We start from the raw sequence: 16,531 nt of genomic DNA, 5'->3' as shown, positions 1-16,531 counted from the left end.
GGCTCAAGAGTCGATGCGGCGAAGGCGCACTTCGGCGTCGCCCAGGAAGAACCTCTCCCCCGCCTCGAGCTCCTGCCCCGGCTGCGCCTCGACCTCGGTCCCCATCAACGTCGCGAACAGGACCCCGTTGGTCGAACCGAGGTCGGTCACGTACCAGGTCTCGCCCCGCAGTTCGAGTCGCGCGTGCGTCTTGGACACGGTTCGGGTCTCGTCGGGGATCGACACCAGCTGCGCGTCGGGGTACGACGGGTCGGGGGCCGGCCGGCGGCCGAGGATGACGACATCCGACGCGATGTCGATCGGTGCGCCCGACGGCGGCACCAGCTTCCACGGCGTCCGCCGGCGCTTGGCGATCATCGTCTGATCGATGGGGTCGTCCTCGTCCTCGTCCGCAGGCTCCCCCGCACCGAGGTCGTCGTCGGGGATCTCCGACTGCGCGTACAGCGCCGAGACTGACGAGCGCGCCGAGCGCGGCGCGCCCGCGTCCGGCGAGCCGACGACAGCCGAGATGGCTTCGGACAGCTCCGGGAAGCTGTCATCCGCCCGGTGGTACGAGCGCTCCCGAGCCCAGGGCTCGGATTCGTCGGCCACCGGCGGCGCCGCGGGGACGCTCTCGACCGGAGCGGGAGCCGGCGGGCGGGGCGGTGCGGATCGGGTGCCGGGTACCGAAGAGATGGGCACGACCGGGGCCGCGGGCGCTGCGGGCGGCGGCGACACCGGGGGCGGCGTGAACGACCCGGAGGGGCGAGGGGCCGGCGGCGCGATGCGGTCTTCGGGATCGACGGCGCTGTCCTCCACCTCCCGGGCGAGGGCAGGCCGGGCGGGAGGGGCGGGCGGGGGCGGCACGGGTGCCCACGACGCCGGTGCTGCGGCGGCTGCGGGCCGCGCTGCCGGTGCGGGTGCGGGTGCAGGCCCGAGCGGGGGCGCCGGCGGCGCCGGCGCGGACGGCGTCCATCCGCCCACGAGCGGCGGAGCCGCAGGAGCCGCGGGCTCCGGGGTGCGGGACGGCGCGGCGACCGGGCCGCCGATCCACCGCGCCGAGCCGAAGCCGAGCACGCTCGCCCAGATGAGGAACAGCAGCGCCGCGAGCACGGTCATCCCCGCGCCGTACCCGAACGAACGATTGATGCGGTGCGCGGCCATCACGATGAGCACGTAGACGGCCAGCTGGCCGAGCACGGGGATCAGGATCAGCAGGATCAGCCAGGGCGAGAATCCGCCCAGCTGAAGGAGGATCGCCTGGTTCAGGATGGGCACCCAGCCCTTCCATCCCTCCTCGCCGGCCTTGCGGAACAGCGCGGACAGGGCGAGAGCCATCCACACGTACAGGATGACGGTGAGTACGACCGAAGTCAGTACCAGCGCGATCGTGATGGTTTCGGTGTTCATGATGTGATGCGCCCGCGACCGATGGTCCGGCGCCTCCCCCTCTCAACGATGCGCGACACCCGCTTCGACGCCTGCGGCGCCACAAGACGGACGAACGATTTCAAAGATACGGCCGCGAGGATGCTGCGCCGAAAACCCCCGCCGCGGGTCAGCGAGCGACGCTCGGTCTCGACGATCCGCCAGAACTCCTCCGCGTCGTCCGCCGTCGTGGTCTCCTGCGAGAAGACCGCACGGTCGGCGACGGCCGCGAGCTGAGCCCCGGAGGCGGTGCCCAGGGCTGCGGCGAGCTCGGGTCGGGTGCCCGCGGGCGGCGTCGCGCGCCCCGCATCCACTCCGGCGTCGACATACTCGTCCCAGCCGCCGGCGATGCTCTGCGCGGGGTCGGCCGCGCGGCGGCGACCCCGGCGGCGGACCGCCTTGGCGGCGAGAACGAGCAGGAAGGGGCCCAGCACCAGGAGCAGGACAAGAGCGACGATCCCTGCGACGCGCAGGATCGGCCACAGCCAGGCCAGGTCCCAGCCCGCCGTCTCGTCCTCGTTCTCATCGCGTGCGCTGTCGTCCTGCACCGGCTCGGGCGGGACGACTTCCTCGACACTGTCGGGGCGCACCTCGGTGACGTTCTCGGGGTCGCGCTGCTCGGTCACCTCGAGGCTCGGGGCCTGGCTCCACTGGGGGGTGACGTCGATCGGGATCCAGGCCCCCTCGTCGGAGAGCACCTCGGTCCACGCGGAGAGATCCTGACTTTCGCATGCGCCGTCTTCGCACGTGATGACACCCGGGTCCGCCGCGCTGAGACGCGCGCCGACGACGACGCGGGCAGGGAAGCCGAGCTCACCGGCGATGAGCGCGGTCGCCACGGCGAACTGCTCGTCGTCGCCGACGGCGGCGACGTAGTTTCCGGATGCGACCGCCCGAGGATCGGTCTCGCGGTCGAGGAGCCGGGAGAACATGGTGTCGATGCGGGCGAGGGAGTGCCCCGCGGCGCTGGGCTGGAACCGGTAGTCGGCGAGCGCCGACATCCACGGCGGAGGCGCGTCGTCCGGGACGGACAGCGCGTGGCTGAGGAATCCGCGATCACGGAGGAGTTCCACGAGCCCCGAGAGCGCGGCGCCGTCAGAACCGGTCGCGTGCTGTTCGACCCACTGCCTCAGGTTCTCCGGCGCCTCCGGGCCCGAACGCTCCCCTCCGGGGGCATTGATGCCCGCGAGATCCCGTGGCGCCGGTTCGACCGCACGCAGCCGGTAGGAGTCGCCGGGACGGAGACCACCGCCGGCCGTCTCGACGCCGGCTTGGGCTGCGCCGCTGTAGTAGAAACGGTCGGCCAGGGCGGCGGCGCGTTCGCCCGCGAACTCGACGGAGGCCAGGCGACCCGCCGTGGGCACCCAGATCCCCTGGAGGCCCTCGACGACGACTTCGACGTCCACGGCGGCCCCGGGTCCGGGGTCCAGCGTCGAAGGGACGCGGACGAACGGGGCGGCAGCATCCGCCTCGCCGCCCGCGCGATACGTCTCCCCGTCGTAGACGTCGAGCGTCGCCAGGCGCACACGCTCGGGCAGTTCGCCCTCACCCGACACGCGGAAGAGAACGTCGTCCGAGCCGTCGGCGGAGAAGTGCGCGCGATACTCCGCCAGCGGGCTCACGGCCGCGGCGATATCGCGTTCGGGGCCGGCGACCGACCGCAGCACATCGCGATCGGCGCCCCGTGCCGCCCACGGCACGACGGCGACGGCGGCGATCAGCGCGACGGCGACCATGCCCGCTCCGAGCGCCGTGCGGCGCCGATCGGTGCGGGAGGGACGCCGCGACACCCGCACGCCGCTCGCGGAAGCGGCGCGGTGAAGCGCGCGGACCCGTTCATCGTGCGTCCGCCAAGCGAGCCAGAGGAGAGCGGAGATGAGGCCGGATGCTCCGAGGATCGTCTCGACCGGCGCGGACAGGGCGATCGGCCCGACCCGCCACGGGTCGCTCACGACGGTGCGTCCGAAGAAGAGCCCGAAGGCCAGCATCCCGAAGCCGACGGGGACCGCGGCGAGCGCCCAGCGGTCGGCGCGCCACGCCAGGAGGAGCGCCCCGCACGTGCCGGCGAGGAACACGACGAGGGCGGGCACGAGAAGGTTGCGGTAGGCGCCGACGGGGAGATCGACGGTGAGGAGGTCTTTCCAGCCGAGGACGACGCCGGCCGCGGCATCCCCCAGCCCGCGGAGGATGTCGAAGGGGCCGCCGAGGCGGGAGGGCACGGCGACGGGGACGCACAGCAGCGCGAATGCCGCGGCGAGGAGGCCAGCTGCCGTCCACGGCCCCCAGCCGCGCACCCGCACGATCGCGGCGATGCCGGCACCGACGACGGACGCCACCGCCACGAGAAGCACGAACGGCGCGGAGGCGTACACCGGCCAGGCGGCGACCGCGGCGGCGAGCACCGTGATCGCGACGTAGATCGACCCGCCGATCACCCGCCGGGCGTTCACGAGGTCGCCCCGCGCAGGAGCAGTCCGGAGAGGTCGTCGAGCGTGCCGATCGTGAGGATCGAGATGCCCGAGAGCGCTTGCATCCGCGGATGCGCGCGCTCATCGCAGACGACGGCGACGACGGTGGTGTCCACGGGGAACGCGAGCGCCGCCGAGCGGAGGCGGCCCAGCGCCACCAGCGAGCCCACGACGACGAACGCGATCGACAGCCGCTCGTTCGCCTCCGAGGCGAGACGGCAGATGTCCTCGACGCTCATCGTGTTCTCGAACTGCTGGACGGCGCTGAACCCGTCGAGCATCGTCCGCGGGGAGACGGTCGGGATGTGGGAGATCGCGCGCAGCCGCCCCCGCACCACCCGCGGGATCTCCGACCCCGTGACGATGTCGAGGTCGCGCGCGTCGCGGACGGCGCGGAGGCCGAGAGAGGCCGCTGCGCCGACGGCCACCTCGAACTCGTCGGCGTCGGCGTACTCCTGCTGCGCGGTGGCGAGCACCACGGCCATGCGCGAGCGCCGCGACTCCTCGAACTGCCGCACCATGAGTTGGCCGGTCTTCGCGGTGGATTTCCAGTGGATCTGCCGGCGGGCGTCACCGGGGGCGTACTCGCGGATGGCGTGGAACGACATGTCGGCGTTCACGAGGCGCCGCGTCGGGTTTCCCTCGAGGTCGCGGATGAGGCCGGCGCTGGTGGACGGAAGGGCCACGGTGCGCGGATGAACGAACACCTCATGGACGTCGCGGAAGGCGTGCTCGCGGCGGACCAGTCCGATCGGGTCGCTGCGGACGGTCGTGACCGGCCCGACGCGGATGATCCCCCGCGGAAGGGCGGGGATCTCCAGCGGCTGAGCGACGGTGTGCCCGGGACGCAGCAGCGGCACCCCGAATTCCACCAGGCCCCGGCCGACGGGGATGTCGAGGCGCCCCGGTAGCGCGATGCGCCGCCCGTGATTGCGGACGACGATCTCCCCCTCCAGCCCCTGCCCCGCGACGATCCGCTCGTGCGCGAGGGTGAGGTCGACGTCGTACGCGCGCGCACCGAAGAGGAACGGCACGCTCATGAGCAGGAGAAGGAGCGCGACCGCCCCCGCAACCATCCACTCGACCCAGCCGAAGACGATCCCGAGCACGAGCCCCGCCGTTGCCGCGACGACCACGAGCGCGCCGGCCGGCCGCACCGTATGGGCGCTCCAGCGCACCGCGGCGGCGGTTCCGGCGAGAATCGCCCGCCAGGCCGCGGTCCCCCACACCGCCGCGCGCACGAGTGCGCGCCGCCGTCGCGCCGTCGTCGTGGCCGACGTCACCGACGAGCGGGTCGTGGTGCCGGTGGACGAGACGGAGGTGCGGGTGACGCGCGACTCGGTCGGACTCATACGGCCTCGCGTTGCGTGGGCGGTGCCACATCCAGCAGCACCTGCCCGATCACGGCCTCCTGAGTGACGCCGTCGAACTCCGCCTCGGGGTGCAGGATGAGCCGGTGGGACAGCACCGGGACGGCGAGCGCCTTCACATCGTCGGGGGTGACATAGGTGCGCCCCTGGGAGGCGGCGCGGGCGCGGGACGCGCGCGTGAGGGCGAGGGCACCGCGGATGCTGACGCCCAGACGCACCTCGTCGGCGGAGCGCGTGGCATCCACGAGCCGGGCGATGTAGTCCAGCACGAGCGCATCGACGTACGTCTCGGCGGCCAGGTCGGCCATTCCCACGAGCGCCTGCGGCGTGATCACCGGTGACAGCTCGGCGATCGCCATCGGCGCCCCATCGAGGATGCGCACCGTGGCGGCGTGGTCGGGGTAGCCGACCGACGTGCGCATCATGAACCGGTCCAGCTGCGCCTCGGGCAGCCGATAGGTGCCGGCCTGCTCCACCGGGTTCTGGGTGGCGAGGACGAGGAACGGCACACCGACCGGGCGGGTCACGCCGTCGACGGTGACGCGGCCCTCCTCCATCACCTCCAGGAGCGCGGACTGCGTCTTCGGGCTCGCGCGGTTGATCTCGTCCGCCAGGACGATGTTGGCGAAGATCGGGCCCGAGTGGAACTCGAACTGACCGGTCTTCTGGTCGTACACCGTGATGCCCGTGATGTCGCCGGGGAGGAGATCGGGGGTGAACTGGATGCGGGTGTTCGTCCCCTGCACCGACTGCCCGATCGCCCGGGCGAGCGAGGTCTTTCCTGTTCCGGGTACGTCCTCCAGGAGCACGTGGCCGTCGCTCAGCATCGCCGTGAGCACGAGCTCGACGACGTGACGCTTGCCGAGCACGGCACGCTCGACGTTGTCGGCGATCTGCCCGAACGTCATGGCGAACCAGGTCGCCTGCTCCTGGGTGAGGGTCATCGGTGCGGTCCTCCTGGGACGGGGTGGGTCATGGTGTGGGCACCACGGGCGGCTCGGCGGGCGGGGGGACGGGATTGTTCGGGTCGCAGCTCACGGAGAACTGCTGGTTCTGCACCCCGTTGAGGCTCCACCCGAGGGCGCTCCAGTCGACGCTGACCCGGATGCCGTCCACGCGGGTCGCCCCGACGGGGACGAGCCACGTGTCGGCGGTGTGCGGGAGCACCTGGTTGCTGGCGTCGTAGTAGCGAAGGTTCGCGTTGGTGAAGGTGATGGCCGCGGACTGCCCCGACGGCGCATTCGACGACTGCCCGGAGCGCTGGAGGTCGGACCCGCCGATGCAGGTGGCGGACCACCGGGCGTTCACCTGGAACGGGGCGCTCCCGCTGGCCGGTCGCACGGGTGCCCATGCCGTCGTCGGCCCCCACCACTCGTGGACATAGCGCACCTGGATGCCCGGGTCGGTGCCGTAGGGGGTGGGAGGGAAGCCGGTGTTGAACTCGGGGCTGTTGCGCCTCGGCGGCGTCTCTGTCGAGGTCGGTTGCTCGGTGATGCTCCACCGGGCCTCCTGCCCGCTGATCGTCGGCTGCGGGTCGACGCGGAACGTCCAACCCTGTGGGGCTCGGTCGCTCTGGACGGCACGCACGGACGCCTCGGCCTGCGCGGTGCCGAACGCCCGGTCGCCGTACACCGACTCGGCGCACACGAAGAACCGGTACTCATCCCCGTCTGGCAGCCCGGAGAAGCTCGCCTGCTCGCCGCCCGATCGTGGATCGCATCGGAACCGCTCGTTGTACGGGACGATCCCGTAGCGCAGCTGCGACCCTGAGCCGTTCACCCGCGCTGCCGCCTGCGCGGTGACGGTGGACGTGCCGTCGCCGTCGGATCGGGAGCTCAGCGCGAGGCTGAGATCCAGAGGCGCGCCGACGCCGTTGGCCTCCACGGTGTAGGCGTCGCCGTTGGGGCGGCCCCCGAGGCCCGGCGGCAGCGAGTACCGCGAGACCGGTGTGATCGTGACCGCGGTGGCCACGTTCGTGCCGACGCGGTACCGCGGCAGGTCGACGCTGTCCTGGTTGCGCCCGATGGGAACGTTCTGCGTCTCACCGGTGGCGCTGGCGATCTGGAGCGAGCCGGTCTCGGCGGCGTCGATGCCGGTGATCGTCAGCTCGATGAGGCCGCCGTCGTTGCCGTTGGGCACAGGCGCCCACGACACGTTGGCGGGACGACCGGGGGTGTCGTACGCCCACGCTGTCGTCCGGACGCTCGCGCGCGACTCGCCCACGCCGTTGACGGCCCACGCCTCGTACACGCGCTGCTCGCCGTTGGGCGCCGGGATGACCGGGCACGTGCCGTCGGCGGAGCATCGGGCCACCTCCACGCCGGCGCTCCGCACCACGAAGCCCGTCAGCGCCGGATAGGCCAGCCGCGACTCGCCCGCATCGACGCGCAGCGTCACCGTTCCGTCGCCATAGGCGGTCTGCCGCACGCTCGCGGGCGCCTTCGGGAACCCCTGCAGGTCGAGCAGGATGCGTCCGTCCCGCTCGGAGGCGGTCGTCCGCCCCTGGGCGTCACGTACCGAGAAGGATGCCGTGCACGTGGCGCCCGGCGCATCCCCGGTCCAGGATGCGGCGACCGCGGTGGCCGACGCGACCCGGAAGCTGACGCCCACGCACGCCCCGGTGGGCCGCACGTCGACGACTTCGAGGGGGGTCCGCGGCAGCGGGTTCACTTCGCCGCCGGCGCCGATCACGGCGATCGTGCAGGACGACCCAGAGGCCTGGGAGCACTGCTGGGTCACCGCGCCGCCCTGCGGGAGTGCCGACGGGGCGGCACCGACCCTCAGCGCGAGGCGGGCGGGGGCGACCGACGGGTGACTGGTCACCCCGACGAGCGCCGCCGTCTCGGTGCCCGGCACCGCCCGGTCGGCGCCCACCACCGTGACGATCGATCCCGACAGCGACACCGCGAACGCGGCACCGGCCGGCTCGAGGCTGTACTGGATCGCGTCCCAGTCCTCCCGTGCCAGCTGCCACGTGGTCATGTTGCGCAGGTCGAAGGTCGCCGTCTCGCCCGGACCGACGGTGAGCGACCCCGGGCGAAGCTCCGGCTGCGGATCACGGGCGACGACGGTGAGCGGCACCGACACCGATGTCCACTCCTCCGTGCCCTCGAGGCGCACGGGCACCTGGCAGGAGTCGGTCCACGGCGCCCCCGCGCCGGCGTCGTACCGCACACCCGTGCCCGACTCGCGGGCGCAGCCGGCCTCGGCGCGTGCCCCGGAGGCGCGCACGTCGTCGCCGACCTCGAGGGTCGCCCCGCGCGGCAGCGCGACGAGGTCGGCCATGTCGAACGAGACCGATTCGAGCTCGGGCACCTCCTGCGGCGGGGTACCGGTGCGCAGGGCGAGGTCGAGGTCGTCGTCGCCGGGCACGCGCAGGAACGCGTAGGTCGTGACCTCCTCCTCGCCGACAGTGCCGGTCACCGCGAACGGGATGACGCGCGTGCGGGCGGGAAGCGCACCGCTGAGGCGACGTCCTTCCACCTCGACGCCTTCCGGCTCGCCCCACAGGCTCACGTCGAGGTCGGCGACATCGCCGCGCGACCACGCGGCCTTGCCGGTGAGGACATCGACGCCCGACTCGAACTCTTCGCGATTCTCCACCGAGAGCACGGTGTCGGAGACGATCGGATAGTCGGGCACGCTCTCGCGCACGACCCGCACGACGACCAGTCCACGACCGGTGTTGCCCGAGTCGGACTCGACGTCGTAGAGGAACGACATCGTCGCGGGCTCCTCGCCGGCGGCGAGCACCACCTCCGTGTCGCTCACGGAGAGGATGTGCTCCTCGATGCGGGCGTGCTCGGGGTTCGCGCTGCCGTCGGTGAGCACCTCGGGCAGATCGGGACGGACGTCGGTGAGGCTCAGCGTGCCCTGTGTGGGGTCGATGTCGTTGGCCAGCGGACTCACCCGGATGGTGTTGTCCTCCCCCGCCTGCACCTCGACGTAGTCGGTGAACGTCACGGGGCTCGGGTTCGCCTCGATGTCGAGGACGCCGATGCGGACGGTGCCCTCGCCCGTCGCCCCCGCCGCGTCCTCGACGCGGTAGCGGAACGAGACCTGTCCTCGGTCGCCCGGCAGCGCGTTGTACACGATCGAGGCGCCGTCGGCGGAGATGTTCGCCGATCCGCGTTCGGGCTGTTCCAGGATGCGGTCGAGGGTCACCACATCGCCGTCCGGATCCATCCCGAACCCGTCGAACTCGACGCTGGTCGTGCCGCCGCTGAGCACCCGGCCTTCGAGCGTCCGCGGCGATGGGGCGCGGTTCTCGTCCTCGGGGAGCACCCGGATGCGGACGCTGGCGGTGTCGCGGAGCGCGGGCGATCCTGTGGTGTATACGGAGTAATCGACGCCGTAGTCGCCGGGTTCGAGCGGCGCGAGGTAGCGCAGCACGCCGCCGGAGGAGAACGCGAGCGCGTCGGCATCGGTGGAGGTCACCGTCGAGGGGTCAAGGCTCGGCCGGCCTCCCGCCGGGGAGATGTCGTTGTCGAGCACGGGGATGTCGATCTGTGCACCGGCACGCACGGTGACAGCGTCGTCCACCGCGATCGGTGCGATCTCCGGCGCGGGCGGAAGCAGGTACACCGTCGCCTCGCCGCCGACGCGAGCGCCGGCGTCCTCGGTGCCGTCGCTGACGGTATAGGTCACGGTGCCGAGGCGGCCCGGGGCGCCGGAGGCGGTGGTGCCCGAGACCCGCAGGTTGTTCTGGCCCACCGCATCCACCGACAGCGTGGCACCGTCGTCAGCCGTGGCGACCACTTCGCTGAGGAGCAGCACGCGACGGGTCGGGTTCGACACGGCGGCGAACACGTCGAGCGTCGCATCCTGCTGCGGGTGGACGAACGCCACGACCGGGGAGGTCGCCAGCTGGGCGGGCGCGTCGGCGGGCAGCACCGTGATGCGCGCGGTGCCGGTGGCGTCTGTCCGCCCGTCGGTGACGGTGAACCCCACGCGGTAGGTGCCCGGGTCGGCGGCGGTGAAGTCGAACGTCGTCGTTCCGCCGAGGACGGTGGCGGTGGCGGCCGCATCGTCGAGCACGCGCACCGAGGTCACCGCGAGGGTGCCGGCCGTGCCGGTGACGTGCGGGGCGACATCGACGATGAGGCCGGCGCCCACGGTGTCGATAACGGCGAAGGACTGCACGGCCAGGGCGGGGTCGGGGCTGACCCGTACCAGCAGGGGCTTCGTGGACATCTGTCCGGAGGTATCGGCGACCGTGGCGTTCAGTTCGATCAGCTGCTCACCCCCCGACCCGTCATCGGCGTGCTGGTAGACGATGTCGCCGGCGGGGGTGGATGCCACGGTGCCGATGCCTGCCGGGTTCTCGACCGAGAGCAGCAGCAGCGGATCACCGTCGGGGTCGACCCATCCCGGGAGCACGGGGACGGTGACGGTTCCGCCGCGCGCGACCTCGGGGGTCGGCCAGGGCACCAGGCACCCCTCGACGCCGCACCACTGCGGGGCGCCGTCGCCTTCGGACACTGTGAGGGTCACGCTCGCGGGCTCCGACCGCAGACCGTCGGCCGCCGTGCCGTCGGTGACGACGTACTGGAAACTCGCGGAACCGGATGCGCCGGGCTCCAGGCGCACCGCGAGTCGCTGGCCGTCGTCGGTCACCGTGACGACGCCGAAGCCCGGGTCGAGGCCTGCGACGGATGCCGGATCGACGCTCAGCACGTCTTCGTTGGGGTCGTGGTCGTTGAGGAGCACCGGCAGGGTCGCCAGGCGCCCGGCGCGCACGCCGAAGGCGTCGGCCTCGGCGATCGGCGGCTTGGGGTCGAGCACGACGCTGAGCTGCTCTTCGCTGGGCACCGCGGCTGGATCGAGACGGTCATCCAGCGACCAGTCCTGGCTGGAAGCGACGAGCGCGCCGTCCGGTGCCGTCCACACCCAGCCGGTGCGGGTCTCGTTGAGGATCACCGCTTCCCCGGTGGCGACGAAGACGGGCCGCCGCTCGTCGGGGATGGTCTCGCCGCCGTAGTCGAGCGCGGTCTCGCCGGAGCGGGAACTCCACAGCGTCCCGCCGCCGTCTGCGGGGCCGAGCCACGCGGCGAGCACCTCTCCGTCGTGCACGATCGGGTCGGCAGGCGTCCCGAGGACCGTCGCGCCCCGCTCCACCTCTGCGGTGACCGCGCCCTCGGTCGAAACGGTGACCAGCCCGGTCTCGTCCGCGAGATAGACCGCGTCGCCGTTCGGATCGGCCGCTCCGACCCGGACGTCGCCGGCGAGCCCGACGTCGACGGGCTCGTTCCGTCCGCGCAGCAGCACCTCCCCGCTCTCCCGGTCGACCACGGCCCACACCTCTCCCGCCGCGGTGACCGCAGGACTGGCGACCTCGGCAGCCAGCGGGTCGCGCCCCCGCACCTCGCCGGCGCGCAGGTCGTAACGCAGCACCGACTCATCCGCCGACGAGTACGCGAACAGCATCCCTTCGCTGTTCACGGTGAGCGCATCGGCGGTGTACGGCGGGGCGTCCTCATCCTCGCCGTCGCTTGCGAACGGGTCGAGCTGCGCGGCGTCGCCGGCGGACAGGCGACCCGCGTGCACGGTGCCCGCGTCGGTGCGGTACGCGACGAAATCGCCCGCGGTGACGACGTCGGTGGTTCCGGCTGGGGTGGATTCCGAGGAGCGCAGTGCCTCGTCATCCAGGTCGCGCGGTAGAGCCTCGTCGATGCGGGTGAGCTTGCTGAAGCTGTCGGAGAAGAGAAAGGCCCCGTCGGCCGACTGGGCCACGGAGCTGGGGTTGCTGACGCTGCGCACGGTGTCCAGTTCGCCGATGGACGTGTTCACCCGCGCGTAGCGCCGTCCCTCGCCGGTCTGGAGCGCCCACACCGAGGTGTCCACCTCGGGGGTCTCCTGCGCGTCGAGTCCCGGCCACACGATGCTCACGCCCACCACGAGAGCGAGGGCCGCACCTCCCGCTGCCAGGGCGGCGATGGATCGCCGACGCATCAGAGGATCCCCGTGGCGAACAGCGCCGCCACTGCGACGGCGGATGCGGCGATCAGAGCCGCACCCCCGAGAACCCAGGGCACGACGGCGCGGACGCGTCGGTCCTGGCCCGCGATGTCGGTGTCCTCGTCGCGCGCGAGGCCTGCGACGCCGGTGGCCGAGCGCACCTTGCGGCGCCCGCTGTGCTCGACGGTGCTGCGGACCGTGCCGCGCAGCGACGTGTCGGAGAAATCCACCGAACGACCTCCGGGCGACCACCCGTCCGCCGCCACCTCGAGCGGCGTGACTGCAAGCCCCAGTTCGGCCTGCACGCGTCGCAGCGCCTCACCGACCTCCAGAGCACTGGCGTACCGTTCGCGCGCGTCACGGTTCATCGTGCGCGCCAGGACCGTCTGCAGAGAACCCGGGACGTCGGCGCGGGGGATCTCCGTGTAGCTCGCCCGGGCGATCCGGCGACGCAGCTGCTCCCGCGTGTTCTGCCCGCGCTCGAGCCGCTCGAAGGGACTGTGCCCGGCCAGCAGGGAGTACACGGTCGCGCCGAGGCTCCACACCTCGCTCGAGATGGTGCCCGCCGTCTGCTCGGCGACCACCTCCGGGGCGCTCCACGGCACGCTCATGGCGAGCACCTCATCGGCGCTCTGGCGGGCCAAGGCCGACGCGATCCCGAAGTCGGCCAGCACGGGCGTGCCGAAAGTGGTGGTGAGGATGTTGCTGGGCTTGACGTCGCGGTGCACCAGGCCGGCGCGGTGCGCGGTCTCCAGCGCGCTGGCCATCCTCACGCCGATCGCGAGCACCTCGGGCACGGGGATGCGTTCCACCCGATACCGCTGGGCCAGAGAACCGGGGCAGTACTCCATCACGATGTACGGCCGCCCGTCGGCGGAGATGCCCGCCTGGTACACGGTGACGATCGACGGATGCGCCGACAGGTGCGCGAGAACGTCCGCTTCGGCGTTGAACATCCGCAGCAGATCAGGGTCGCGCACGTCGCTGGGCAGCACCTTCACCGCGACGCTCCGGCGGGGCATGTCCTGCTCGTACAGGAACACGTCGGCGAAACCGCCGGAGCCCAGCGGCCGGATGTACGCCAGCCCCGGAAGAATCGGAGGCGCGGCGGGCAGGCGTGTCGGCAACCCCGCCTCCCCCGGTCGGTATCCCCATCACGCCGTCGGCGGCGCGTAACAGTGCAAGCCCGGTCATGGTAACAAATCCGCGGGGTGCACCTGGTCGCGGGACGCGGCATCCCCCGCCGGCGGGGGCTCAGAGGGTGGGCAGCCCGGGGTCGTTCGGGTCGAACGGCGAGTCGAGCGATCGCGTCAGCTCTTCCAGCATGGCGGTGATCTGGGGTTCGACGTGCTCCGTCACCGCGGCCTGGATGCGCAGCCGATGGTGGAGCAGGATCGCACACACCTCCCGTCCGATCATGTTGGCGTAGTCGTCGGCGAGCCCGACCTCCTGGCGGAGCGCCGCCTTCGCCTCCTCGCTCAGCGGCGGAAGGGCAGGGATCGCTTCCTCCTCCTCGGCGGCCATCCCCGAGACCGTGAAGAGGAACGGCGCACCGGGAGAGGGCTCGGGGTCCAGCGGCAGCCCCTCGAACTCCGGCTCCAGGCCTTCGGCCGGACGGTAGCTGCGCGCGCGATTGCGGGCGGACTGCTGGTCGAGTTCGGCCTGCAGCATCGGCAGGTTCCTGGCCGTGTACTCCGCGACCGCCGTGTCGACGATCGTCTTCACCCGGGTGGACAGCCCGTGCTGCACCCCGTGGGGCACATCGGCGCCGAGCCCCGCCGCCGAAAGGACCGGCGAGCCGAAGCAGCGGCGACACGGTGCGATCCGGCCGCGGTGCGTGGACGGCTCCCACCGGGGCAACCACCGCAGCCAGGCGTCCACCGCCTGGCTGACCTGGGTTTCGAGCGAGCGCTCCACGGAGATCTACGCTAGTCCCCGCCGGAGGCTCACGACGGGTCCTCGTCGCGCTCCCACGGCCAGCGCGGCCGCCGCCCGTGTGAACGGACGAGCGCGATACCGCCCCATCCGGCGAGGAGACCCGTGACGGCGATGACCACTCCCGGCCAGCCGATCGCGACTCCCCCGGCGGCCGCGAACGATGCTGCCGGGCCGTTGCCGCTGATCAACGCGCCCACGGCGACGCCGATGACTTCACCGAGGTAGGCGGCGAGGCCGGTGACGATGCCGGTTCCGTACGCGGGATGCTCCGCCCGCAGGCCGAAGAACCACAGGGCCGCAGCGAATCCGCCCGTGGCCAGCAGCATCCCCACGACCCCGGGAATCTGGCCGAGACCGGGCGTGGCGATGACGTCGGCATCCAGTGCGAGGCTCGTGAGACCGAGGCCCGCGATGGCGAGGGCGACGAAGCCGACGACGGCGAACGCCAGGGCGACCGCCGGCGGTACCGGTCCACCCTCCGCGCCGGCGTCGCGGGTCATCGTCAGGCGCGGTGCAGCTGCGGGCCGGCCTCGAGCGTGCGCTCGTACTCGCGCTGAGCTTCCTCGTTCAGCTCGGTCATGCGGCGGCCGCGGGCTGCCACCCACGCACCGAACCAGATGGTGAGTTCGCGACCCAGCACGAAGGCGACGATGGCCAGCGGTGCGAGGACCGCACCCTCCATGAGTTCCGCACCCTCACGGGCGGTCAGCATCCAGAAGGGCGCCTCGAACAGCTCGCCGAGGAGGTGACCGGCGTACGCGGCGAGTCCGACGAGGATGCCCCACACGACCCAGTGACCCCAGCGGCCGCGGTTGATGACCGCTCCGAGCAGCCAGAACGCGATGAAGAAGACGACGACCGGCACCCACAACGCCCACGTCGTGAGGGCGGCGAGCGTGGCATCGGCCAGCCCGGACACCTCGATCTCACGGTTGAGCAGCTGCAGACCGAGGGTCGCGGCGAGGTACAGGACGGCGAAGACGAGCGCGGCGAGCAGCCCGATCGCGCCGGCGGCTCCGCGGTTGCCGCGGGGTCGCGGAGCCTCGGGGGCCTGGACGAAGATCGGCTGCGCCCCGCCGTAGGGCGCCGACGAGGTTCGGGCGGAGTCGGGAACCGGCTCGCTCGGCGTCCCCACGGGTACTGCGGCGACGGTGGGGGTGTCGTCGGCGCGCGCTTCGGCAGCGCGGGCGTCGGCGCGGGCTTCGTCGGCGCGGGCCTCGGCGGCACGCGCGTCGGCTTCAGCCTCGGCCTCGGCGGATGCGGCGTACATGGCCCACCGGGCATCATCGGGGTCGTCGTCTCGCTCTTCCACGACCACGGTCTCCTCGACGACGACCGTCTGCGGCCGGTCGTCGACGGGACGCTCAGGGGATTCGGACGACTCGGACGACTCGGCGGGCACGTCGGCGCGCGCGGCCTCAGCCTCGGCGAGGCCTTCGCGTGCGCGGCTGACGACGTCGGCGTCGCGCTCCGCATCTGTCGGTTCGTCGACCGGGTCGCCGTACGACGACTTGGGATCACTCATCGCCCAGCACTCCTCACGCGGGGTGCATCCCCGCGTTCGAAGGGTAACGCGCGCTTGCCATCCGCTCGGGGAGGCGTGCCGTCGTGTGTCGATGTCCATCCGCGGCCAGCCGCTAGGGTGTGGCCATGATGGTCGCCGATCGACGCTCGTGGGTTCGTGCGGCGCTGGTCGGGGCGATCGCGGCCGGGATGCTCGCGCTGGCCGCCTGCGCCCCGGAGGGCGGCTCTGCCGGCTCCTCGTCGCGCCCATCGCCGGGGGAAAGCGCGAGCGCCGATGCCACCGCATCCCCGACCCCGTCGCCGTCCGCGACTCCTCCGGCGGCCGTCCCGGACGACTGCCGCGCCATCCTGTCCGAGTCCGTGCTGGCCGAACTCGGCGAGACGCCGCTGAACGACCCGGCACTGGGCATGAGCACCGGCGTGCAGCCGGACGGATCGCTCGTGTGCGTGTGGCGCGACCCGCGCGCCGACACGACGATGCTGACGACGACGATCTCCGCGATGAACCGGGGTCCCGCCCTGGACCTGCTCAACGGTCTCGCCGACCAGGAGCACTTCACGTGCTATTCCCCCGAGGGCGGTACGCGCTGCGAGAAGACGTGGATCAACGAGCAGTACCCCGTCACCGACGGCCGGACGCTCTTCTGGCGCGACGGCATCCTCATCGACACGCAGTTCTCGAACCTCGCCCCGTCGGGCTACACCGACAGCATCATCGCGTCCCTCTTCCCTTCCTGACCTCCCCCGTCCCTCCCGCCCGTCCCTCCCGCCCGTCCCTCCCGCTCCGCGAGAAACGACATTTCCGGCGAGAAAGGGCGCGCTGCGCTATGTCTCGCCGGAAATGTCGTTTCTCGGCGCAGGGCGAGC

The 16,531-nt window shown here is 72.4% G+C and carries 10 protein-coding genes; 1 reads left to right on the top strand and 9 read right to left on the bottom strand.

What is annotated here, in order from left to right; all coding sequences use genetic code 11:
• Positions 1-3: 3 nt before the first annotated feature.
• The 9 genes from AC4FS2_RS00600 to AC4FS2_RS00560 form a co-directional block, all read right to left on the bottom strand.
• Positions 4-1,389 (bottom strand): DUF5684 domain-containing protein, encoded by a 1,386-nt coding sequence (locus AC4FS2_RS00600; RefSeq protein WP_491176061.1) that lies wholly within the window; start codon positions 1,387-1,389, stop codon positions 4-6.
• A complete protein-coding gene (locus AC4FS2_RS00595; protein WP_491176059.1) occupies positions 1,386-3,857 on the bottom strand; it encodes a transglutaminase family protein in 2,472 nt (823 codons plus the stop codon). The genes AC4FS2_RS00600 and AC4FS2_RS00595 overlap by 4 nt, the downstream gene beginning before the upstream one ends.
• Positions 3,854-5,227, bottom strand: coding sequence for a DUF58 domain-containing protein (locus AC4FS2_RS00590; RefSeq protein ID WP_491176056.1), 1,374 nt, complete (start codon positions 5,225-5,227; stop codon positions 3,854-3,856). The genes AC4FS2_RS00595 and AC4FS2_RS00590 overlap by 4 nt, the downstream gene beginning before the upstream one ends.
• Positions 5,224-6,189 carry an AAA family ATPase gene (locus AC4FS2_RS00585; protein ID WP_491176054.1) on the bottom strand — a complete coding sequence of 322 codons (966 nt, stop codon included), beginning with the start codon at positions 6,187-6,189 and terminating at the stop codon, positions 5,224-5,226. Before AC4FS2_RS00585 ends, AC4FS2_RS00590 begins: the two co-directional genes overlap by 4 nt.
• A 28-nt stretch (positions 6,190-6,217) precedes the next feature.
• Positions 6,218-12,196 (bottom strand): Ig-like domain-containing protein, encoded by a 5,979-nt coding sequence (locus AC4FS2_RS00580; protein WP_491176052.1) that lies wholly within the window; start codon positions 12,194-12,196, stop codon positions 6,218-6,220.
• On the bottom strand, positions 12,196-13,329 hold the full coding sequence (locus tag AC4FS2_RS00575) for a serine/threonine-protein kinase (RefSeq protein ID WP_491176050.1): 1,134 nt from the start codon (positions 13,327-13,329) through the stop codon (positions 12,196-12,198). The genes AC4FS2_RS00580 and AC4FS2_RS00575 overlap by 1 nt, the downstream gene beginning before the upstream one ends.
• 127 nt (positions 13,330-13,456) lie before the next feature.
• Positions 13,457-14,119, bottom strand: a complete 663-nt coding sequence (locus AC4FS2_RS00570; RefSeq protein ID WP_491154440.1) for a spermidine/putrescine ABC transporter substrate-binding protein — start codon at positions 14,117-14,119, stop codon at positions 13,457-13,459.
• A 29-nt stretch (positions 14,120-14,148) separates the two neighbouring features.
• Positions 14,149-14,640 carry a DUF6121 family protein gene (locus AC4FS2_RS00565; RefSeq protein WP_491176048.1) on the bottom strand — a complete coding sequence of 164 codons (492 nt, stop codon included), beginning with the start codon at positions 14,638-14,640 and terminating at the stop codon, positions 14,149-14,151.
• A gap of 2 nt (positions 14,641-14,642) precedes the next feature.
• Positions 14,643-15,665: an ABC transporter gene (locus tag AC4FS2_RS00560; protein WP_491176046.1), complete on the bottom strand. Its 1,023-nt coding sequence runs from the start codon at positions 15,663-15,665 to the stop codon at positions 14,643-14,645.
• Between the two features lie 125 nt (positions 15,666-15,790).
• Between AC4FS2_RS00560 and AC4FS2_RS00555 the strand changes: the two genes are divergently transcribed.
• Positions 15,791-16,402 (top strand): hypothetical protein, encoded by a 612-nt coding sequence (locus AC4FS2_RS00555; protein WP_491176043.1) that lies wholly within the window; start codon positions 15,791-15,793, stop codon positions 16,400-16,402.
• The last annotated feature ends 129 nt before the right edge of the window (positions 16,403-16,531 follow it).

It is taken from the genome of Microbacterium sp. Z10_103, assembly GCF_058310455.1.
Note: the sequence above shows the minus strand (reverse complement) of the source record. Positions and strands in the feature narration are given on the sequence as shown.

Bases quoted from the DNA above. Each gene is read 5' to 3' on its own strand.
- AC4FS2_RS00600 (WP_491176061.1), bottom strand. From the start codon at position 1,389: ATGAACACCGAAACCATCACGATCGCGCTGGTACTGACTTCGGTCGTA.
- AC4FS2_RS00590 (WP_491176056.1), bottom strand. From the start codon at position 5,227: ATGAGTCCGACCGAGTCGCGCGTCACCCGCACCTCCGTCTCGTCCACC.
- AC4FS2_RS00585 (WP_491176054.1), bottom strand. From the start codon at position 6,189: ATGACCCTCACCCAGGAGCAGGCGACCTGGTTCGCCATGACGTTCGGG.
- AC4FS2_RS00580 (WP_491176052.1), bottom strand. From the start codon at position 12,196: ATGCGTCGGCGATCCATCGCCGCCCTGGCAGCGGGAGGTGCGGCCCTC.
- AC4FS2_RS00565 (WP_491176048.1), bottom strand. From the start codon at position 14,640: ATGACCCGCGACGCCGGCGCGGAGGGTGGACCGGTACCGCCGGCGGTC.
- AC4FS2_RS00560 (WP_491176046.1), bottom strand. From the start codon at position 15,665: ATGAGTGATCCCAAGTCGTCGTACGGCGACCCGGTCGACGAACCGACA.
- AC4FS2_RS00555 (WP_491176043.1), top strand. From the start codon at position 15,791: ATGATGGTCGCCGATCGACGCTCGTGGGTTCGTGCGGCGCTGGTCGGG.